Source organism: Nautilia sp. PV-1 (genome assembly GCF_004006315.1).
Classification (GTDB): Bacteria; Campylobacterota; Campylobacteria; order Campylobacterales; family Nautiliaceae; genus Nautilia; species Nautilia profundicola_A.
Genome location: NZ_CP026530.1, coordinates 21,358 through 37,119 on the forward strand (window position 1 = coordinate 21,358; position 15,762 = coordinate 37,119).

The 15,762-nt window shown below is 35.4% G+C and carries 22 protein-coding genes; 8 read left to right on the forward strand and 14 right to left on the reverse strand.

Features of this window, described 5'->3' with window-relative positions; translation table 11 throughout:
* Positions 1 to 19: 19 nt before the first annotated feature.
* From gspG to C3L23_RS00110, 7 genes are all read left to right on the forward strand, one after another.
* Positions 20 to 439 (forward strand): type II secretion system major pseudopilin GspG, encoded by a 420-nt coding sequence (gene gspG, locus C3L23_RS00080; protein ID WP_127679144.1) that lies wholly within the window; start codon positions 20 to 22, stop codon positions 437 to 439.
* A complete protein-coding gene (locus tag C3L23_RS00085; protein ID WP_127679145.1) occupies positions 427 to 879 on the forward strand; it encodes a prepilin-type N-terminal cleavage/methylation domain-containing protein in 453 nt (150 codons plus the stop codon). The genes gspG and C3L23_RS00085 overlap by 13 nt, the downstream gene beginning before the upstream one ends.
* Positions 876 to 1,253, forward strand: a complete 378-nt coding sequence (locus C3L23_RS00090) for a prepilin-type N-terminal cleavage/methylation domain-containing protein (protein WP_127679146.1) — start codon at positions 876 to 878, stop codon at positions 1,251 to 1,253. Before C3L23_RS00085 ends, C3L23_RS00090 begins: the two co-directional genes overlap by 4 nt.
* Positions 1,250 to 1,732, forward strand: a complete 483-nt coding sequence (locus C3L23_RS00095) for a type II secretion system protein (protein ID WP_127679147.1) — start codon at positions 1,250 to 1,252, stop codon at positions 1,730 to 1,732. Before C3L23_RS00090 ends, C3L23_RS00095 begins: the two co-directional genes overlap by 4 nt.
* Entirely contained in the window at positions 1,732 to 3,072 is a 1,341-nt protein-coding gene (locus tag C3L23_RS00100; RefSeq protein WP_127679148.1) for an FAD-dependent thymidylate synthase, read from the forward strand. Before C3L23_RS00095 ends, C3L23_RS00100 begins: the two co-directional genes overlap by 1 nt.
* Positions 3,073 to 3,100: 28 nt before the next feature.
* Entirely contained in the window at positions 3,101 to 3,487 is a 387-nt protein-coding gene (locus tag C3L23_RS00105) for an Hpt domain-containing protein (protein ID WP_127679149.1), read from the forward strand.
* 67 nt (positions 3,488 to 3,554) lie between these two features.
* Entirely contained in the window at positions 3,555 to 4,463 is a 909-nt protein-coding gene (locus C3L23_RS00110; RefSeq protein ID WP_127679150.1) for an SAM-dependent methyltransferase, read from the forward strand.
* On the opposite strand, the gene C3L23_RS00115 is transcribed toward C3L23_RS00110, so the two are convergent.
* The 14 genes from C3L23_RS00115 to C3L23_RS00180 form a co-directional block, all read right to left on the reverse strand.
* Complete coding sequence (locus C3L23_RS00115; RefSeq protein ID WP_127679151.1) at positions 4,460 to 5,335, reverse strand: LPP20 family lipoprotein; 876 nt, start codon at positions 5,333 to 5,335, stop codon at positions 4,460 to 4,462. The genes C3L23_RS00110 and C3L23_RS00115 overlap by 4 nt on opposite strands.
* On the reverse strand, positions 5,335 to 6,273 hold the full coding sequence (locus C3L23_RS00120) for a hypothetical protein (RefSeq protein ID WP_127679152.1): 939 nt from the start codon (positions 6,271 to 6,273) through the stop codon (positions 5,335 to 5,337). Before C3L23_RS00120 ends, C3L23_RS00115 begins: the two co-directional genes overlap by 1 nt.
* Positions 6,273 to 6,506, reverse strand: coding sequence for a hypothetical protein (locus tag C3L23_RS00125; protein ID WP_127679153.1), 234 nt, complete (start codon positions 6,504 to 6,506; stop codon positions 6,273 to 6,275). The genes C3L23_RS00120 and C3L23_RS00125 overlap by 1 nt, the downstream gene beginning before the upstream one ends.
* A gap of 167 nt (positions 6,507 to 6,673) precedes the next feature.
* Complete coding sequence (locus C3L23_RS00130; protein ID WP_127679154.1) at positions 6,674 to 7,243, reverse strand: V-type ATP synthase subunit D; 570 nt, start codon at positions 7,241 to 7,243, stop codon at positions 6,674 to 6,676.
* Positions 7,230 to 8,558, reverse strand: coding sequence for a V-type ATP synthase subunit B (locus C3L23_RS00135; protein WP_127679155.1), 1,329 nt, complete (start codon positions 8,556 to 8,558; stop codon positions 7,230 to 7,232). Before C3L23_RS00135 ends, C3L23_RS00130 begins: the two co-directional genes overlap by 14 nt.
* Before the next feature lies 1 nt (position 8,559).
* Positions 8,560 to 10,275: a V-type ATP synthase subunit A gene (locus C3L23_RS00140; protein ID WP_127679156.1), complete on the reverse strand. Its 1,716-nt coding sequence runs from the start codon at positions 10,273 to 10,275 to the stop codon at positions 8,560 to 8,562.
* Positions 10,263 to 10,775 (reverse strand): hypothetical protein, encoded by a 513-nt coding sequence (locus C3L23_RS00145; RefSeq protein ID WP_127679157.1) that lies wholly within the window; start codon positions 10,773 to 10,775, stop codon positions 10,263 to 10,265. Before C3L23_RS00145 ends, C3L23_RS00140 begins: the two co-directional genes overlap by 13 nt.
* Complete coding sequence (locus C3L23_RS00150; RefSeq protein WP_127679158.1) at positions 10,753 to 11,046, reverse strand: V-type ATP synthase subunit F; 294 nt, start codon at positions 11,044 to 11,046, stop codon at positions 10,753 to 10,755. Before C3L23_RS00150 ends, C3L23_RS00145 begins: the two co-directional genes overlap by 23 nt.
* Positions 11,043 to 11,330, reverse strand: coding sequence for an ATP synthase subunit C (locus C3L23_RS00155; protein WP_127679159.1), 288 nt, complete (start codon positions 11,328 to 11,330; stop codon positions 11,043 to 11,045). The genes C3L23_RS00150 and C3L23_RS00155 overlap by 4 nt, the downstream gene beginning before the upstream one ends.
* The gene (locus tag C3L23_RS00160; protein WP_168175682.1) at positions 11,305 to 12,999 is read right to left on the reverse strand and encodes a V-type ATP synthase subunit I; all 1,695 of its coding nucleotides are present in this window, start codon (positions 12,997 to 12,999) and stop codon (positions 11,305 to 11,307) included. Before C3L23_RS00160 ends, C3L23_RS00155 begins: the two co-directional genes overlap by 26 nt.
* Before the next feature lie 19 nt (positions 13,000 to 13,018).
* The gene (locus tag C3L23_RS00165; protein ID WP_127679161.1) at positions 13,019 to 13,774 is read right to left on the reverse strand and encodes a V-type ATPase subunit; all 756 of its coding nucleotides are present in this window, start codon (positions 13,772 to 13,774) and stop codon (positions 13,019 to 13,021) included.
* On the reverse strand, positions 13,762 to 14,058 hold the full coding sequence (locus C3L23_RS00170) for a hypothetical protein (protein ID WP_127679162.1): 297 nt from the start codon (positions 14,056 to 14,058) through the stop codon (positions 13,762 to 13,764). The genes C3L23_RS00165 and C3L23_RS00170 overlap by 13 nt, the downstream gene beginning before the upstream one ends.
* Positions 14,059 to 14,292: 234 nt before the next feature.
* On the reverse strand, positions 14,293 to 14,898 hold the full coding sequence (gene coaE, locus C3L23_RS00175) for a dephospho-CoA kinase (RefSeq protein ID WP_246831071.1): 606 nt from the start codon (positions 14,896 to 14,898) through the stop codon (positions 14,293 to 14,295).
* Positions 14,899 to 14,912: 14 nt separating this feature from the next.
* Positions 14,913 to 15,413, reverse strand: coding sequence for a spermidine synthase (locus tag C3L23_RS00180; RefSeq protein ID WP_127679163.1), 501 nt, complete (start codon positions 15,411 to 15,413; stop codon positions 14,913 to 14,915).
* Positions 15,414 to 15,507: 94 nt separating this feature from the next.
* Here C3L23_RS00180 and C3L23_RS00185 point away from each other — a divergent pair, with 94 nt between their 5' ends.
* On the forward strand, positions 15,508 to 15,726 hold the full coding sequence (locus tag C3L23_RS00185) for a hypothetical protein (RefSeq protein WP_127679164.1): 219 nt from the start codon (positions 15,508 to 15,510) through the stop codon (positions 15,724 to 15,726).
* Positions 15,727 to 15,762 lie beyond the last annotated feature (36 nt).

Consider the following 15,762-nt stretch of genomic DNA (forward strand, 5'->3'; position numbering starts at 1 on the left):
TATTTAAAAAAGGTATTGGATGAAAAAAGCGTTCAGTTTGATTGAGGTAATGATTGTAGTTGTTATTTTGGGACTTATTGCGTCTCTTGTGGTTCCGAATCTTATAGGTCAGAGCGAACAGGCTAAAAAAAAGCTCGTATGTGTTCAGATGAAATCCCTTAAAGACGCACTTGATTCTTTTAAAGTAAACGAAGGAAGCTATCCGACAACGGAAGAGGGACTTGAAGCGCTTATTCATAATCCTGATCCTCAGAAATACAAAAACTATCCTGCAAACGGATTTTTAAGCTCAAAAAAACTGCCGAAAGATCCTTGGGGAAATGATTATATATACGTCAACAATGACGGAAACATTGATATTATTTCATTAGGAGCCGACGGAAAAGAAGGCGGAAGCGGAGAAAATAAAGACATAAAATTCAGTGAATGCGAAAATTAGCTTTTAGTTTAATCGAACTTATTATTGTAATTCTGATAATAGGGATCGTAAGTTTTCTTGTTATCAGACTTCCCTCTTTTTATTTTTCTTCCGATATTACCGATTTGCAAAGCAGACTTTCTCCAAACGGTGAAATAACCGTGTATAAAAACGGCACCGTTGTCAGCAGCAAAAAAGTAATTTTTAACTGTGAAAATCCTGAAGTGTATGAGTTTATTAACGGAAGTTTTGAGAAAAAAATATATCAAAAAGAAAATGAGAAAACCCCCGTATTTAAATACAGGGTTGAAAACGGAGCGGGGGAAAGTTTTATATTAAAATGTAAAAATGTCTGGTATGTATTTAAACCGTTTAGGATTTTGAAGTTTAAAAATGAAAATGAAGCCGAAAATACTTTTTTAAACAGTAAATATTTTCCTAAAATAGGGAGTTACTATTGAAAAAAGCGTTTACTCTGATAGAAATAATGATAAGCGTTGCTATTGTTTTTGTAATAATGAGTGTAGCTTTACAGATTACTTCGAATGCGAAGCATCTGTTTTTACTAAATAAAGATTATGATACGTTTGTATATAAGTCAAGTGCCGCTCTTTTCGGAAAAGGCAAAAATTTATATGAAAAACTCAGAGATTTTAATATCCGTAATGACAAAATCATTCATATTTTAAAAAAAGAAAGATTAAATGTGAAAAATGAACTTGAATTTTCGGAAAATGAAAATATCAATTCCAAAAATATTCAAATTATTATGAATAAGATAAAAGTATATAATAAAGCCCATCAGGTTAAATATTATTCTGTGGAAATAAAATGAAAAAATCTTTTACGTTGATTGAACTTTTGATATCTATAGTGATTCTTTCGATTATGGTGTTTGTTTTAAGCGGGGTGGTTAAAAATATGAATATTTCAAAAAACATGCTTCAAAATACTTTAAACAACGAGCACTATAAAAAACTTGCGTTAAAAGTGCTTTATTATGATATTTTAAATGCCAAATATATAAATCTTTCTCAAAGAGGGGACTATACGGTAGTTTATATGCAGACTACTGATTCTTTGCATAATATGCCTGCGCCGTATGTTGTATGGTATGTAAGCAAGACCGGTAACACATTAATGAGAATGGAAATGCCTAAAAAAGTAACTTTTTTATCAAATGCAAGAAATTATTATTTGGATAAATTTGCACAAAATGTTAAAATATTTAAAATATACAGGTATTTTTATAAATATTTTGTTTATATTGATGACGGAAAACCAATTTATTTTGAAATGTATAAAGGATTTTGATGATTGTAAAAGCGCTTGAGAGCAGATACAAACCGACCGATATAGCTGTAGGAAGTGCGAGGAGCTGTTATTTCGGCAAGCATATTGTAACTCCTGAAAGTGCGGCTGAGTGGGATAAAAAGAATGATTTACTAAATTCCATATTTAAAGCCGGGCATCATACGACTCTAATGCATTATAACTTTACGTTTTTAATTGAAGGTATGAGCAGGCTTTTAATCTGGAGGCTTTTGCACGCGCATCCTTTTTACAATTCCGAGCAGGTAAGCCAGAGATACGCCAAAATGAAAATAGAAAATTTCACTTACCCGAAAAACGCGGACAGGGAAAAGTGGCAGAAATATTATGAGAATATGTTTTTTTATTATGAAGAGCTTATTTCAAGACTGACTCCGGAAATTGAAAAAGTACTTCCAAAGTTTAAGAAAAAAGAAGCGAAAAAAAGGGCCCAGGAGTTTGCAAGATATCTGCTGCCGATGGGTATGAACGCGCATCTTTACCATACCGTAAACATCATTACGGCTTTAAGATATATAAATGCCGTAAAGGTGATACCGGAGGCAAAAGCTGAAGCTGAAGAGTTTGTATCTCAAATGAAAAGGGAAATGCTGAAAATTGATGAAAATTTGGCTCCTTTAATAGAGTTTGCCGAAAATGAAGAAGTAGTGTTTCCGAATATTGATATAGAAAAAATTAAAAAGGCAAAAAACGTAACCAAAAAGGTTGAGGTGTTTGACATAGTTGATTACGATTTTGATCTCAATGCCAATTATGCGGGAGTGCTCAGAGTTTCAAACATTTATCTTGATGAAGCGATACTCGGAAGTTTTAATTCTTATATTAAGCTGTCTTTAAGCGCAGATGCTCAAAACCAGCGTCACAGACGCTCACCAGCAGTTAGGCCGAAGCTCGAGAGCATTTACAAAAGAGATTTTTATATGCCGAAAATATGTAACAGTGTAAAAGAGCTTTATTTAAGGGCTGTTGAGTATTCGTATGATTTTTTTGAAAATCAAAAAGAAACATTAGGTTTCGGCGAAGCGGCGTATGCTCTTCTTAATGCACACAATATTGAAATAATAGAACACAACGACTTCCAGGAATTTGCGCATAAAGCTCAGATGAGGCTTTGCTATAATGCCCAGGAGGAGATATTCGATATAGTTTACGCACAGGTGGAAGAGCTTAAAAAAGCCGGAGTTAAAGCGGCTGAAAAATTCATGCCTCCTTGTACACTGAGACATCAGGAAGGTATAAAACCTGTATGTCCTGAAGGAGACAGATTCTGTGGCACTAAAGTGTGGAAAATGGATTTTGAGGAGTATGAAAGAATAATTTAGCTGCCTCTCATTGCAAAGGGGGCTTAAAATGGGAATTCAGGATTATTTATATAATGAGTTTGATTCAAATATTATCGAAGAATTTTTGATGATGCTTGATATTATGGAAGACAATCTTGATCTGACGATCGAGAGACTGTATACGAATTATGACGAAGCCGTTAACGATTTATTCAGAATGTTTCATAATCTGAAATCGGCAACGGCGTATCTGAAAATTGACAGAATTAAAAATTTTGCGCATTTTGTGGAGGACGTGCTTGATAAAGCAAGGGAAAAACACGATGTAAAAGAAGATCTGATTGACTGGCTGTTTAAAGTGGCTGACCAGTTTCACGAATGGTACGGCAATATAGACAGAAATGAAGAACTGGCGCCTCTTCATCCCGATATTTTTAAAGTGCCGAAATTATAATTGTGTTTTTTGAAAAATATTATTTTTTAGAAGATTAATTGATAATATTGATAAAGAAAGGTTAAAAGTGAGAAACAGGGAAAACGAAGCGATTTTTATTGAAAGAATAAATAAAATAAACCCTGAAATTCTTGAAGGGCTGAAAGAAAAAAAAGAGTTCTCATTCAGAATAAACCGCCATAAGGCTGGGCTTGAAGCGGTTGAAGAGTTAAAAAAAGAAGGATACAATCCCAAGCCTGTGGAATGGAGCGAGTGGGTGTATACGCTTCCTATAGAAGAGAGGAAAAAAATAACCAAATCCAAAACATATACAGCAAACAAAATATACATACAAAACCTCTCATCCATTATTTCAGCGCTTTCTCTTGATATAGACAAAAACGACTGGGTGCTTGATCTGGCTGCGGCTCCCGGGGGCAAAAGTTTGATATTCAGCGAAAAAGCCAAAAAAGTCAGTGCTGTGGAGCCGGATAAAAACAGATTTTTCAGGATGAAAAGAAACTTTAAAGAACACGGTGCCAAAAACATACAGACATACAACAAAGACGGAAGATTCGTTTATAAAGCCACCGGAGAGATGTTTGACAAGGTTTTTTTGGATGCGCCGTGCAGTTCCGAAGCGCATATAGATTTTGACGAAGGGATAACATGGTGGAATCTCAAGAGGGTCAGAAGATTTTCAAAACTTCAAAAAGAGCTTATAATATCGGCTTTTGAAGCTCTAAAACCCGGAGGCGAGATGATATTCGCCACATGTACGTTTGCTCCGGAAGAAAACGAGGAAAGTGTGGATTTTCTTTTAAACAGGTACGAAAACGCGGAAGTTGTGGATGTGAACCTTCCGATTGACAATGTCCAAAAAGGTATTACCGAGTGGGAAGACAAAAAATATCACCCGGATGTGGTCAAAACAGTGAGAATACTTCCAAAAGGCGCATATTCAGGGTTTTATTTCGCAAGGATAAAAAAACACTAAAATATCTGTTTTAAAAGGTTTAAAAGCCTTTTTTTATATTCTTCTTTTGCAAAAAATTCAGCTTCTTTAAAACTTGATGCCGATTTTCCAAGAAACGTAATCGTGTAAGGAGCATTTAAAAATACAGTGGCTTTGCCTTTTATAAGATAATAATTAAACAGTTTTAGTTTTTTGACTGATATAATTATTTTAATTTCGTTTTTAGAGTGTTTGTCTATATTTAAATATTTAGACAACACTTCAGCGCTCGGTGTTTTGTATATGTTTGCGGATATTTTGAATTTTGTGTTTAATATAATTTTTCGGGCTTTATTTTCAATTTTTTGTATCTGATTAATATAGCCGTCTATCGGTTCTCCCAAAGATTCTAAAATAAAAATACGGCTTTTTATTTTTTTGATCGTTTTTAAGGCATGATATGCTTTTATAACTTTTTTTATCGGAGAATCTGCGGAAAAATTAACAGAGCCGATTTGCATATTTATTTTATGTTTCAGGTTTGATATGAGTTTTTGTTTGTTGACTCTCAGTAAAACGTAATATTTACCGTCTTCTTTTTTCAGTTTTATTATTTCGTAATTGTTAAAATCGATATTTTTTATCTGCGTGTTTATCTGCTGGTATATTTCGCTGTATGTTTTTTGATTGTGAATGCCTTTGTTGATTACGAAACTTGATGATATTTTTACGTTTATTCTGGAAGCTATGTCGTTTAAAGCGTTTTTTAAAGCGTTTTCTTTCGTGTAGCCTTCGGCGGAAGAGTAAAAATATAAAGTTGTGTCTTTTGGAGTGTTAACATACCATTTCGGAATTTGAGGCGAGCCGCATGAAACAAAAAGAAAAACCGTTAAATAAATTAAAAACTTCTTCATTAAAACAGATCCCAAAAAGACGTATTAAAATCAGGTATTACCATATCGCCTATTTCAAGTTTCGCATTGTCGTTTAGATCTGTTTTTATCCAGCATGAGTTGTCGAATATTATATTGCTCACAGTCCCTTCGCCTATTTTGTATTTTTCTATTTCTCCCGTAACGGGGTCTTTTTGAAGTCTGTAAATATTCAGTTTAAGCCCCTCATACATGCCCTGGTTTTTGCCGAGTGTTATTTTTGCTATTAAATCGTCTCCGTCCGTTTTTACTTCATATATGTATCCTTTGGGAGCGAAAAATCTTTTTAGTGAACTGTATGCGTATTCTGCGGCTTTACCTGATGATTTTATAATTAAATTCGGATAAAACCTTTTATAAGAAACTGTATCGCTGAATGATGAACAGGCCTGAAAATTTTCACTTAAAGCGTTATTTAAATCCGGCAGGGCAAGTACGTCGATATGAAGCTGCGTACAGGCTTCATATGAGTAATAAGGAGGAGAATATTTAAGTTTTTTGCCGTTTTTTGTTTTTATGTAGTAATAGTAGCCTTTATGGTAAAAAGGAGTGTATGTTACATTGACAATACGGCCTTTGATTATATAGTCCGCTCCCAAATCGGAATCGGTTTCTTTGGATATTTCGGCTGCTTTTACTTCTTCGTTTATTTTATCGGGTGTAATGACTCTTAAAATTTTTACGAATCTAGAAGATGATAAAAGATTTTTTAACGTATAAAAAGTATCAGAAGAAACATCTATATGTCTGAATCTGTATTTTGGAAATTTTACCATGGATATTTTTTTTATTTTGGGTGAAAAATTTGAAGGAGCCGCACTGTTTTTAGGTACGTAATACGGTCTGTAATCGGCAAGATTGATCTTGTTTGAACATCCTAAAAACAACAGTGCCGGTAAAAGAAAAAAGAGAAATCTCATTATTTGGCGAATTTCTCTTTTGCAGCTTTAAGAGCCGCTATAACGTCGTCAATGTTTTCATAGGGAATATGCGCTTTCCAGTCCGGTTTTTCATTGTCTCCGTTTAGAGAAATACCGATACTTACAACAGGTTTGCTGCCTTCTCCGTAAGGTTCTTTAATGTGTGATACGGTAATTAACCCTTCTTTTGTGTTTGCAAGAGGAAATTCCGCTATAACTGTGTTTGTTTTCATGTGAAGCCTTTTTATTAATTATATCATTTTAGATCTAAAAAGTGAAAGAAAGTTATTAAGGTTGGTTAAGTTTTTAAGTTAGTTGAAGTTTATTCAAGTAATCCTAATAATCTCAATAATTTCAACAACTCTAACAACCTTAATTAACTTATAAACCTTAATAACTTTTATTTCAGCTTTTTAATTACCGCTATAAATTCCCTTTCGCTTTCTTCAAGATATGTTTTGATTTCTTTTATCTCTTTTTCGTATTTGGGAATGTAGTGGTATTTAAGGGCGTTTACCCTTACAAGCGTCTGTTTGAGTTCCGTTGAGAGTTTCCATATTTTTATTTCGAGCTCCGCAAGTTCGAGTATCATTTTCAGGCACTTAAAAAAACTTTCCCTCGCCAGATCTTCAAAAATATCGGTATTAAGGCTTATTTGGGGTTTTTGTGTTATTTTAAAGTCGATTTTCGGAATAACGATTCCCAAAAAGCTTTTTTGAACTACTTTTAGTTCTGTTTTGACAAAAGATTCAAAAGAGAGGTTTTGGTTTTCCATGAGAGCTTTTATGAGGATATTGTAGCTGCTTTTGACGGTTTCGTTGAGCTCTTTTCTTCTTTTGTCGACAGTGTCGGCAATCTGCATAATTTCTTTAAGCAGGATATCCCTTTTTTTGCTTAAAATCTCCTCGCCTTCGTTTACGATTTCCAGGTCTTTTTTCAATTCAAGAAGAGTGGATTTATTCTTTATCATAAATTTCTCCGAGTTCTTTTTGGGAGAGTCTTGTCATTTCGCTTTTTGGGAGTATTTTTAAAAGTTTTTTGGCAACTTCAAACGTTTCATTCATACTTCTCGGAAGATCCTGGTTTATAAACGTATTGTCAAATTCCTTTGAAAATTTCAGATATTTTTTTTCCAGATCGCTTAGTTCGCTTTCTCCTATAATAGAAGCGAAACTTTCTATTTTTTTGGCGTTTGCGTATGATGCGTAAAGCTGTGAAGCAAATCTTTTATGTGTTGAATTGACTGCTGAATTCATAAGTCTTGAAAGTGAGCTTAGCACGTCTATCGGAGGAAAAACACCCTTTTTGTGAAGAGAACGGCTGAATACTATCTGCCCTTCGGTGATATAGCCGCTTAAATCCGCAACAGGGTGTGTTATATCGTCATCAGGCAGGGTAAGTACCGGAATCTGTGTGATTGAGCCTTTTTTGCCTTTGATAATCCCGGCTCTTTCATAAATGGACGCCAGGTCGCTGTACATATATCCGGGATATCCTTTTTTACCGGGGATTTCCTCTTTTTTGGCCGAAATTTCCCGCAGGGCGTTTGCGTAGTTTGTCATATCGTAAAGTATCACTATTACGTTTTTGCCTTTTTCAAACGCCATATATTCGGCAAATGTAAGGGCTGTGCGGGGCAGCAGCAGGGAATTTACCGTCGGTTCGTTTGCCAGATTTAAAAATACGGTGATTTGGGAGTTTTGATTCGATATGGAGTTTATAAGATATTCGGCCCTTTCAAACCTCATGCCTATCGCGCCTAAGACTATCAGGGAGTTTTCTATTGAAATCTGTGTTGCGAGTTTTGTTACAAATTCGTCGTTTTTAAGTCCGCTTAAAGCAAACACCGGCAGTTTCTGGCCTTTTATGAGTGTGTTGAGCGCATCAACCGCACTGAATCCCGTCTGGATTATGTCTTTTGGATATTCCCTGTAAGCCGGATTGTATGCGCCGGGGTTTATATCGGATTCTTTTTCAAAAGATTCGGTTATTCCTTCTATGGGATTTGCAAACGCGTCAAGCGCTTTTCCGACATATTCTTCACTGAGTTTTATTTTAAGGGGTTTTAAGTGAAATTCGGCTTTAATTTTGTTTATATCAAGTCCGTATGTATCTCCCAGAATTTCTATAACCGTTACTTTTTCGTCAACGGCGCTGACAATTCCCCTGAGCGTTTTATCCCCGCATCTGAGCGTTACGCTTTCGTTGTATCCCACGCCTTTTACCGTTTCGAAAAAAAGCAGGTTTCCTTTCAGCTTAAAAGCCCCTTCGTATTCCACTCTCATGTTATTCTCCGTAGTTTTTTATAAATTCGTTATAAAAGTTTTCTATTTTTTTTCTTAACAGTCTGTATTTTTTGTATTCCGCATTCGGAATTTCGTATTTTGCCCTTATAAATTCAGAAATTACCGGCTGGTTTTTCAGTATATCAGCCGGAATCTGTCTGGTTAAAAACGCTTTTTGCCACATATCGTGTATCAAAACAACCGTTTTTGCCATTTCCATCTGTTTTTGAGGAGTGCAGAATGCGTCTGTTTCGTCAAAGGCGTTTTGCTGTAAAAACGCTTCTTTTATCAGTTCAGCGGTGTAAAGCGTTATTTTTTCTTCTTCCGGAAGAGCCCCGAGCCCTAAAAGTTTTACTATTTTTTGAAGAGACGCGTCTTTTTGCAGGATGTCGTTAAAAAACTGTTTTATCTCTTTTTGTTTTCCGATTTTTTCCCACCATTCTTCCAGTTCGTATCCCGAATAGCTGTTTAGGTAGTTGATGGCGGGATAAAACCTTGCGTTTGCAAGGGATTTGTCAAGAGCCCAGAATACGCTTGTAAAACGTTTGGTGTGGATTGTCACAGGTTCTGAAAAGTCGCCGCCTGCGGGTGAAACCGCCCCGATGATGCTAAGAGAACCCGTATTTGAAGCAAACGTTTGAACTATTGAGGCCCTTTCGTAAACGGAAGCTATTTTGGAAGAAATATCAGCAGGATACCCTTCTTCCATCGGCAGTTCCCCCATTCTGCTAGAAAGCTCCCTCATAGCCTCCGCCCATCTTGAAGTGGAATCGGCCATAAGCGCTACGTGGTATCCCTGATCCCTGAAATATTCGCCTATCGTAATTCCCAGATAAATGGACGCTTCCCTGGCCGAAACAGGCATATCGGATGTGTTTGCTATCAAAACGGTTCTGTTCATAAGCGGTTTTTTGCTGTAAGGGTCGGAAAGTTTTGGGAATTCCTCCAAAACTTCCGTCATTTCATTTCCCCTCTCGCCGCATCCTATGTAGATAATTATGTCCGCATCGCAGTATTTGGCAAGAGTCTGCTGTAAAATTGTTTTTCCCGTTCCGAATCCTCCCGGGATTGAAGCCGAGCCTCCCTTTGCTATCGGAAACATAAAATCAATTACCCTCTGTCCCGTAATAAGAGGGGTTTTGGGAGAGAGTCTTTTTTTAAAACCTCCGGGTATCCTTAAAGGCCTTTTTTTTATCATTGTCTGTCTGTTCCCGCTTATTACGGCTACGGTGTCTTTAACGGTGCAGGTTTTATCTTTTATTTCTTCCAAAATTCCGTCAAAATCGCTTAAAATTCTGTGTTTAATCCCATTTTCGTCAACTTCTCCGATTATTTCGCCTTTTTTGACCTCATCGCCTGCGGATTTTAAAGCTTTGAAAAAATATTTTTTTTCTTCATCCAGCGCTTTTGTTTTAAGCCCTTTTTGTATTCTTTCAGGCATGGAAAAAAGAGCTCTTTGAATACCGTCATATACACTGCCAAGAAGTCCCGGGCCCAGCGTTGCGCTTAACAGGCTTCCGGTTAAAAAAACAGGTTCGTTCAGTTTTAGTGAAGTGGTGTCTTCATATACCTGGACGGTTACGGAATTTTTATTGACGCTTGTTATTTCCCCTATTAATCTGTTTTCCCCGACATATACGTATTCGAACATCAAAGGTGTTTCGTCTTTGTATTCCGCTTTTACGATAGGTCCGTTGACTGATGTTATTTTAAGCATAGTTCGCCTTGTATTGTTTTATTTACGCTTTCTTCCGGGTCGAAAACGATATATTTGCTGCCGGTTTTGAAAACAAAGCAGTTACTCTCGGTGTAAGTTGTTTTAAAACGGCTTTGGCATCTGTTTTTGAGAAATTTAGGCAAAAACAGCTCCCCATTTTCATAAGATGAAAGTTTATTTATAAAACATTCGCATAAAACCAGGGCGTTTTGGCGGATTTTTTCCAAAAGGGATTTTTTCAGGTTTTGAATAAAGTTTTGATAAAACTTTTCAAATTCCAGCTCATACCGCTGATTGATTTCGAGTTCTTTTTCTTTTAAAATTTTTTCGTATTTCAGTTTTAAAAGCTCTTTTTCCCTGTCTAAATCGAGACTTTTAAAAAATTCTTCTTTTTGGCGCAGAAGTTTTTCTTTTGCTTTGTTTATTTTTTGTTCCGCTGTAAGTTTTGCCTCTTTTAAAGCCTGGTTTTTCAGTTTTTCAAAGTCTGATTCCGAGAACATTTGATAAATATCCTTTTATGCTTTCCTGTATATATGTTTTTTCAAACGACGGTATAAACACAATCGCAGGGAGGGCGTTTTTTTTGGTGTAGTTTGAAAATTTGAGTTTAAAGGTTTCGTAATATCTGTCGGCTATAATCACAAGCCCGGTATTTTTGTCTTTTAGCACTTTTAAAAAGTCTTCTTCAAAATTTCCGACTTTTACCGTTTCTATGCCGCAGAGCGAAAACCCAAGGCATTCCTCCCTGTTTCCGAGAAGAACGATTTTCATATTTTCCCCAGTATCATTATAGAAACGATAAGCCCGTAAATAGCGATACCTTCGGCAAGTCCCAGGAAAATAAGCGCTTTTGTAGAAATTTCGGGTTTTTCGCCTATGCTTCCCATGGCGGCTGCTCCCACCATTCCTACGGCAATTCCCGCGGCTATACTTGAAAGCCCGACTGCCAGGGCCGCGGCAATGTATGCGTAAGAATTGTCACCCGCCATTAATACCATAGGCAGAAACAAAAACAGTTTTAAAACACCTTTATAATTCGAACGGTTTGTATTCATATCCTCCTCCTTCGTAGAATCTTTTAAAAAATTCGTAATATTCAAGCCTCAGTGTCTGGATTGTTACAATAACCCCTTCAAGTATTATAACGAATATATTGCCGAGAATTACCGTAATCCAGTATCCCGTTTTACTCATCATATCGGCAATGGTAAACACCGCCAGGAAAAGAGCCGCATGTGCCAGGGCAAACGCGCCCGTTCTCATAAAGGAAATCGTATTGGTAATGTTTTCCAAAAGAGCGATTACCGAATGAAAAAGGGACTGGGAGGTTTTTTTGCTCTCATATATCGTATATCCGGTAAACGCCGTAAACAGCAAAGCCAGAATAAACAGGTCTATTTTGATATCGGTACGGAGTATAAATATTTTAACGCCTATCCAAATCAGAAGAAGATAAATGGCAAACGGCAAAAGTCCGTTTTCCCCGAAAAGAAGCTTTTTCATATCCCCTTTTTTGTAATTTGTGCTCATATACAGAATAAACCCTATGGAAATAATAACGCTTCCGGCAAATATGCTTAACGCAATAAGCGAATTTATATTTTCCATAGGTGAAAAGAAATGATAAAGCTCAAATCCGAAAAAATGCCCATAAACGGCACCGAAAAATATTGATGAAAGTCCGCTTAGAAACATTATTCTTCCAAGAACCGCCTTTTTGTTTTTTAAACAAAATCCCGTTACCGCCAGGACGGCTCCCTGTCCTATATCGCCGAACATCAGACCGAATAAAAACACGAAAATTACCGCAAAAAATATTGTAGGGTTTATTTCATACGGTTTTGGCAGGGAATAAGTTTTTACAAGGTTTTCGAACGGTTTGAAAAATTCGGGGGTATTCAGCAGTGTGGGGGAGTTTATGTAATCCGGCTCTTTTTGTTTTAGAAAAGGGAGATTTTTAAATCTCTTTTTTGGTATCCAGCCTTCAAGGATGTAAAACCCGTTTTTTTCTTTTAAAAACGTTTTGACTTCATAAAGGTTTTTTATGTATAAAAGATGGGAATATATTTTTTTTAATATATCTTTTTTTTGTGCTATTTTCCGTTTTTCTCTGTTTATTTCTTTCAGTTCGTTTTCAAGTGTTTTTTCGTCTGTTTCAAACACTCCCTCATTAAAAGGCGTAATTGAAAATTTTTGCAGTATTTCAAGAGCTTTTTGCTCGCTTTTTGGCGTATATACGGCTATTACGGCGATAAAATCCTTTAATTCCTCATATACGCACAGAATATTGTAAGCACTCATAACAAGCCTGATTTCCTCAAAACTTTCATAAGGGGCGTAAAACGCTTTGAATTTTAAAAACCTGAATTTAAGTTTTTCTTTCGATATACCGAAGGCTTTTAAAAATTTATTCAGTTTTTGCAGCGATTCTTTTTTTCTTTTATACTCTTTTTCCCTGAATGAAACGCTTTCATATACGGAAATAAGAGATGAGAGTTCGTTTTCAATCTCTTCAAGAGTTAAATTTCCTTTTTCAGGAGGCGCAAGAGGCTCGTTTATTACTGAAAGCAGAGAAGCAGTTTTTTTTAAAAGAGTTTCGGTTTTGTAAAGAAGAGGGTGTTTTTTTGTTTTTTCTTTTTTTATGTGAATGAGTTTTTCTTTTCCGAGTGTTTCCAGAAAAGTGTCAATTTTTTCTTTTGGGATTTCAAAGGTTGTTTTATACATCTTTTCCGGAAAAAACATCTTAGAGCACCATATTTTCAATTTCGTTTTTTGCCAGATTATAGCTAAAAGCCGTCCATACGGCTTTGATATTGGAAATTTCCCGTTTTTTAAGCACCAGAAACACAAAAGGTACGGAAAGTTTGAAAGGATATCCGAACCATACGCTGTTGAGCGATTTATAATAGTTTTTGAAAAGTTCTTTTTTTAAAGAGGCGAAACTGTACTCTCTGCCAGGCAGATTTATTATGTTTTGCAGGTTTTGGGTGAATTCATACAGGTTTTCTGATGCTGAGAGTATTTGAAGCTGAGGTTTTTTAATGGTTCCGTACGGCAGGAGATACGGAAAAAAATCTTCAATTTTAAGATTATAGATTATTTTGTATTTCAAAACGGTGAATATGTTAATCAGGTCAAAATAGCGTCCTATAATGGTTTCAAACTCTTTTTGATCTTTTGATGGGATTTTTTTAACGGATTCTTTTATAAGGGACGCTTTGGTTTTGTCTGTTTTTTCATTTGAAAAGAAAAGATAAAACAGATTTTTTTCGTTTTTATTCAGAGGTTTTGTAATTTTTTTATAAAGTTTTTCAAAATATACGTCAAGGTCTTTATACAGGTTTTCCGGCGCCGTAAGCACTGTTGCGTAAGGTGTTGAGAGCAAAATATTGAATAAATCCGCTTTGTTTTCAGCTGCAAGAAGTTTTTCGGAGGTTACAAATCCGCTTTTGAGGCTTCTTACAAGAGCGTTTACATAGGCGTATTTTACCGGCCGCATAGTTCATCTTTTATTTTATTAAAGAGTTTATCCGTATTAATCGAAAACGATGAAAGTTTTTTCTGTTTTTCTTTAAAAGATTTTTCAATGGAGTTTTTGTATTGTGAAAGTTTTATATTAAGTTCGTTTTTCAGATTTTCTTCGTAAGAATTTAATTCTTTATTGAATTTATCAAGATGTTCTTTTTTTTCTTTTTCGAATTCGTCAAAAAGTTTTTTTATTTCATTGTCCGCATTTTCGATTATTGAAGCGGCTTTTCTGTCAAGACCGAATATCTTTTCCATCTTAATCCTTTTGAATATTATAGCACTTTATTAACGGAAAATGAAAGTATGGGGAAGTTTTTATATTTTTAAAGCAGTGAATGAAGTTTTCTGAAAAATATTATTTTTTTCAAACGGCTTCGCTATGGTTACCCGAAATTTCAAAGAAATTTCGACCATTACGCTGCAGATGTTTTCTTAAAATAATTTTTTCAAAAACTTTTAAAAATAAATCTGGTAATTACAACAATTTATTCATAGGTTTTTTATAAACTTTTCAATCTCTTTTTGAAGATGTTTTAGATCTTTTGAGTTGTCGATTACGAAGTCGGCTTTTTGCTTTTTAAGCTCAATATCGAGCTGGTTGTTAAGAATTGAACGTGCTTCTTTTTCGCTTACGCCATCCCTTTGCATAACCCTTTTTACCTGCAGTTCTTTCGGAGCGTAGATTACGAGGACTTTACTGAATTCCGGATAGTTTTGTTTTTCAAAATAAAGCGGAAGGTCTACAAAATACTTAACGCCGTCTTTTTCATATTTTTCGGCGAAATTTATTACTCTTTTTCTAACTTCCGGCAAAATTATGTTTTCTAAGGTTTTTAGTTTTTCTTTGTCGTTAAATACTATGTTTCTAAGCTCTTTTCGATCGACTGTTCCGAAGATTTTTTCTATTTTTTCTTTCTGTTCTTCGAAAACCTGTCTGCTTATCTCGTCCGCGTCTATTATTTTGTAGCCGAACATTTTTAAAAAAGAAGCGACGGTGCTTTTGCCCGTCCCTATGCCGCCTGTAAGCACGACCGCATTTTTAAATTTCAAAAAATCCGATGATTTTTCGGAAATTTCATTATTCTCAATTCTCAATTCTCAATTCTCCATTAAAGTTTAATTACGTCTTTGATATTTTCAAAAATATACTTAGGAAGCACAAAACTCGCAAGATGAATGTCTGTATGGTAGTAGTGGGTGTTTTCCACGAAATCGCTTCTGTGTCTGATCAGATCCGCTGTAGGGTGAATCTTTTTGCTTGCGAATACGAGCGCTTTTCTTGAACCGTTGTCTTCAATGAAATAATACGGCATTACAATATAAAAAAGTTTGCTCAAATTCGCAAAAAGATCCCTGTCTTCAAGTGATGAGGCGGTTGTGATATATATACCTTTATCACTAAGTTTTTCGTATATTTTAATCAAATCGCCCGGTTTTTCGTCAATAATAAGATCATATTTTTTCTGAGTGTCTTCATTAAAAATTTCAAACTTTTTGGTAAGAATTTTATTAAATTCACCGTTTAATACGCTTGGAACCAGAAATTTATCGCCGGCTTCCTGGGTGCAGGCGCCCACAAGAGCCATCATCTCTTTTTGAGTATTTGTCATTACTGTCCTTTTTTTGGCTAAATATATCAAAAAAATTTGATTTTGCAAAAAAATTTGGTATATTTCGGACAAAATTTATCTCAAAGGAGCGAATATGTATAAAGTTGACGTAGAAAAACTTTGCGGATGTATCAAAAAAAGCGATCTTGAGTTCCCAAAAACGTTCGAATCAAAAGAACAGGCTGAAATGGAAGCTTTAAAAATCGCAAACTACATGAACGGAAACTTCTGTAAAAAACACAGATTTTTCGTAAACGAAGAAGGCGATACGTTTAGAATTTACGTTGAACTTTCATGCCCGAGCGTTAGCTAAGGGTTGAAAACTCTCTCCTTTTTTTATATTATCTCC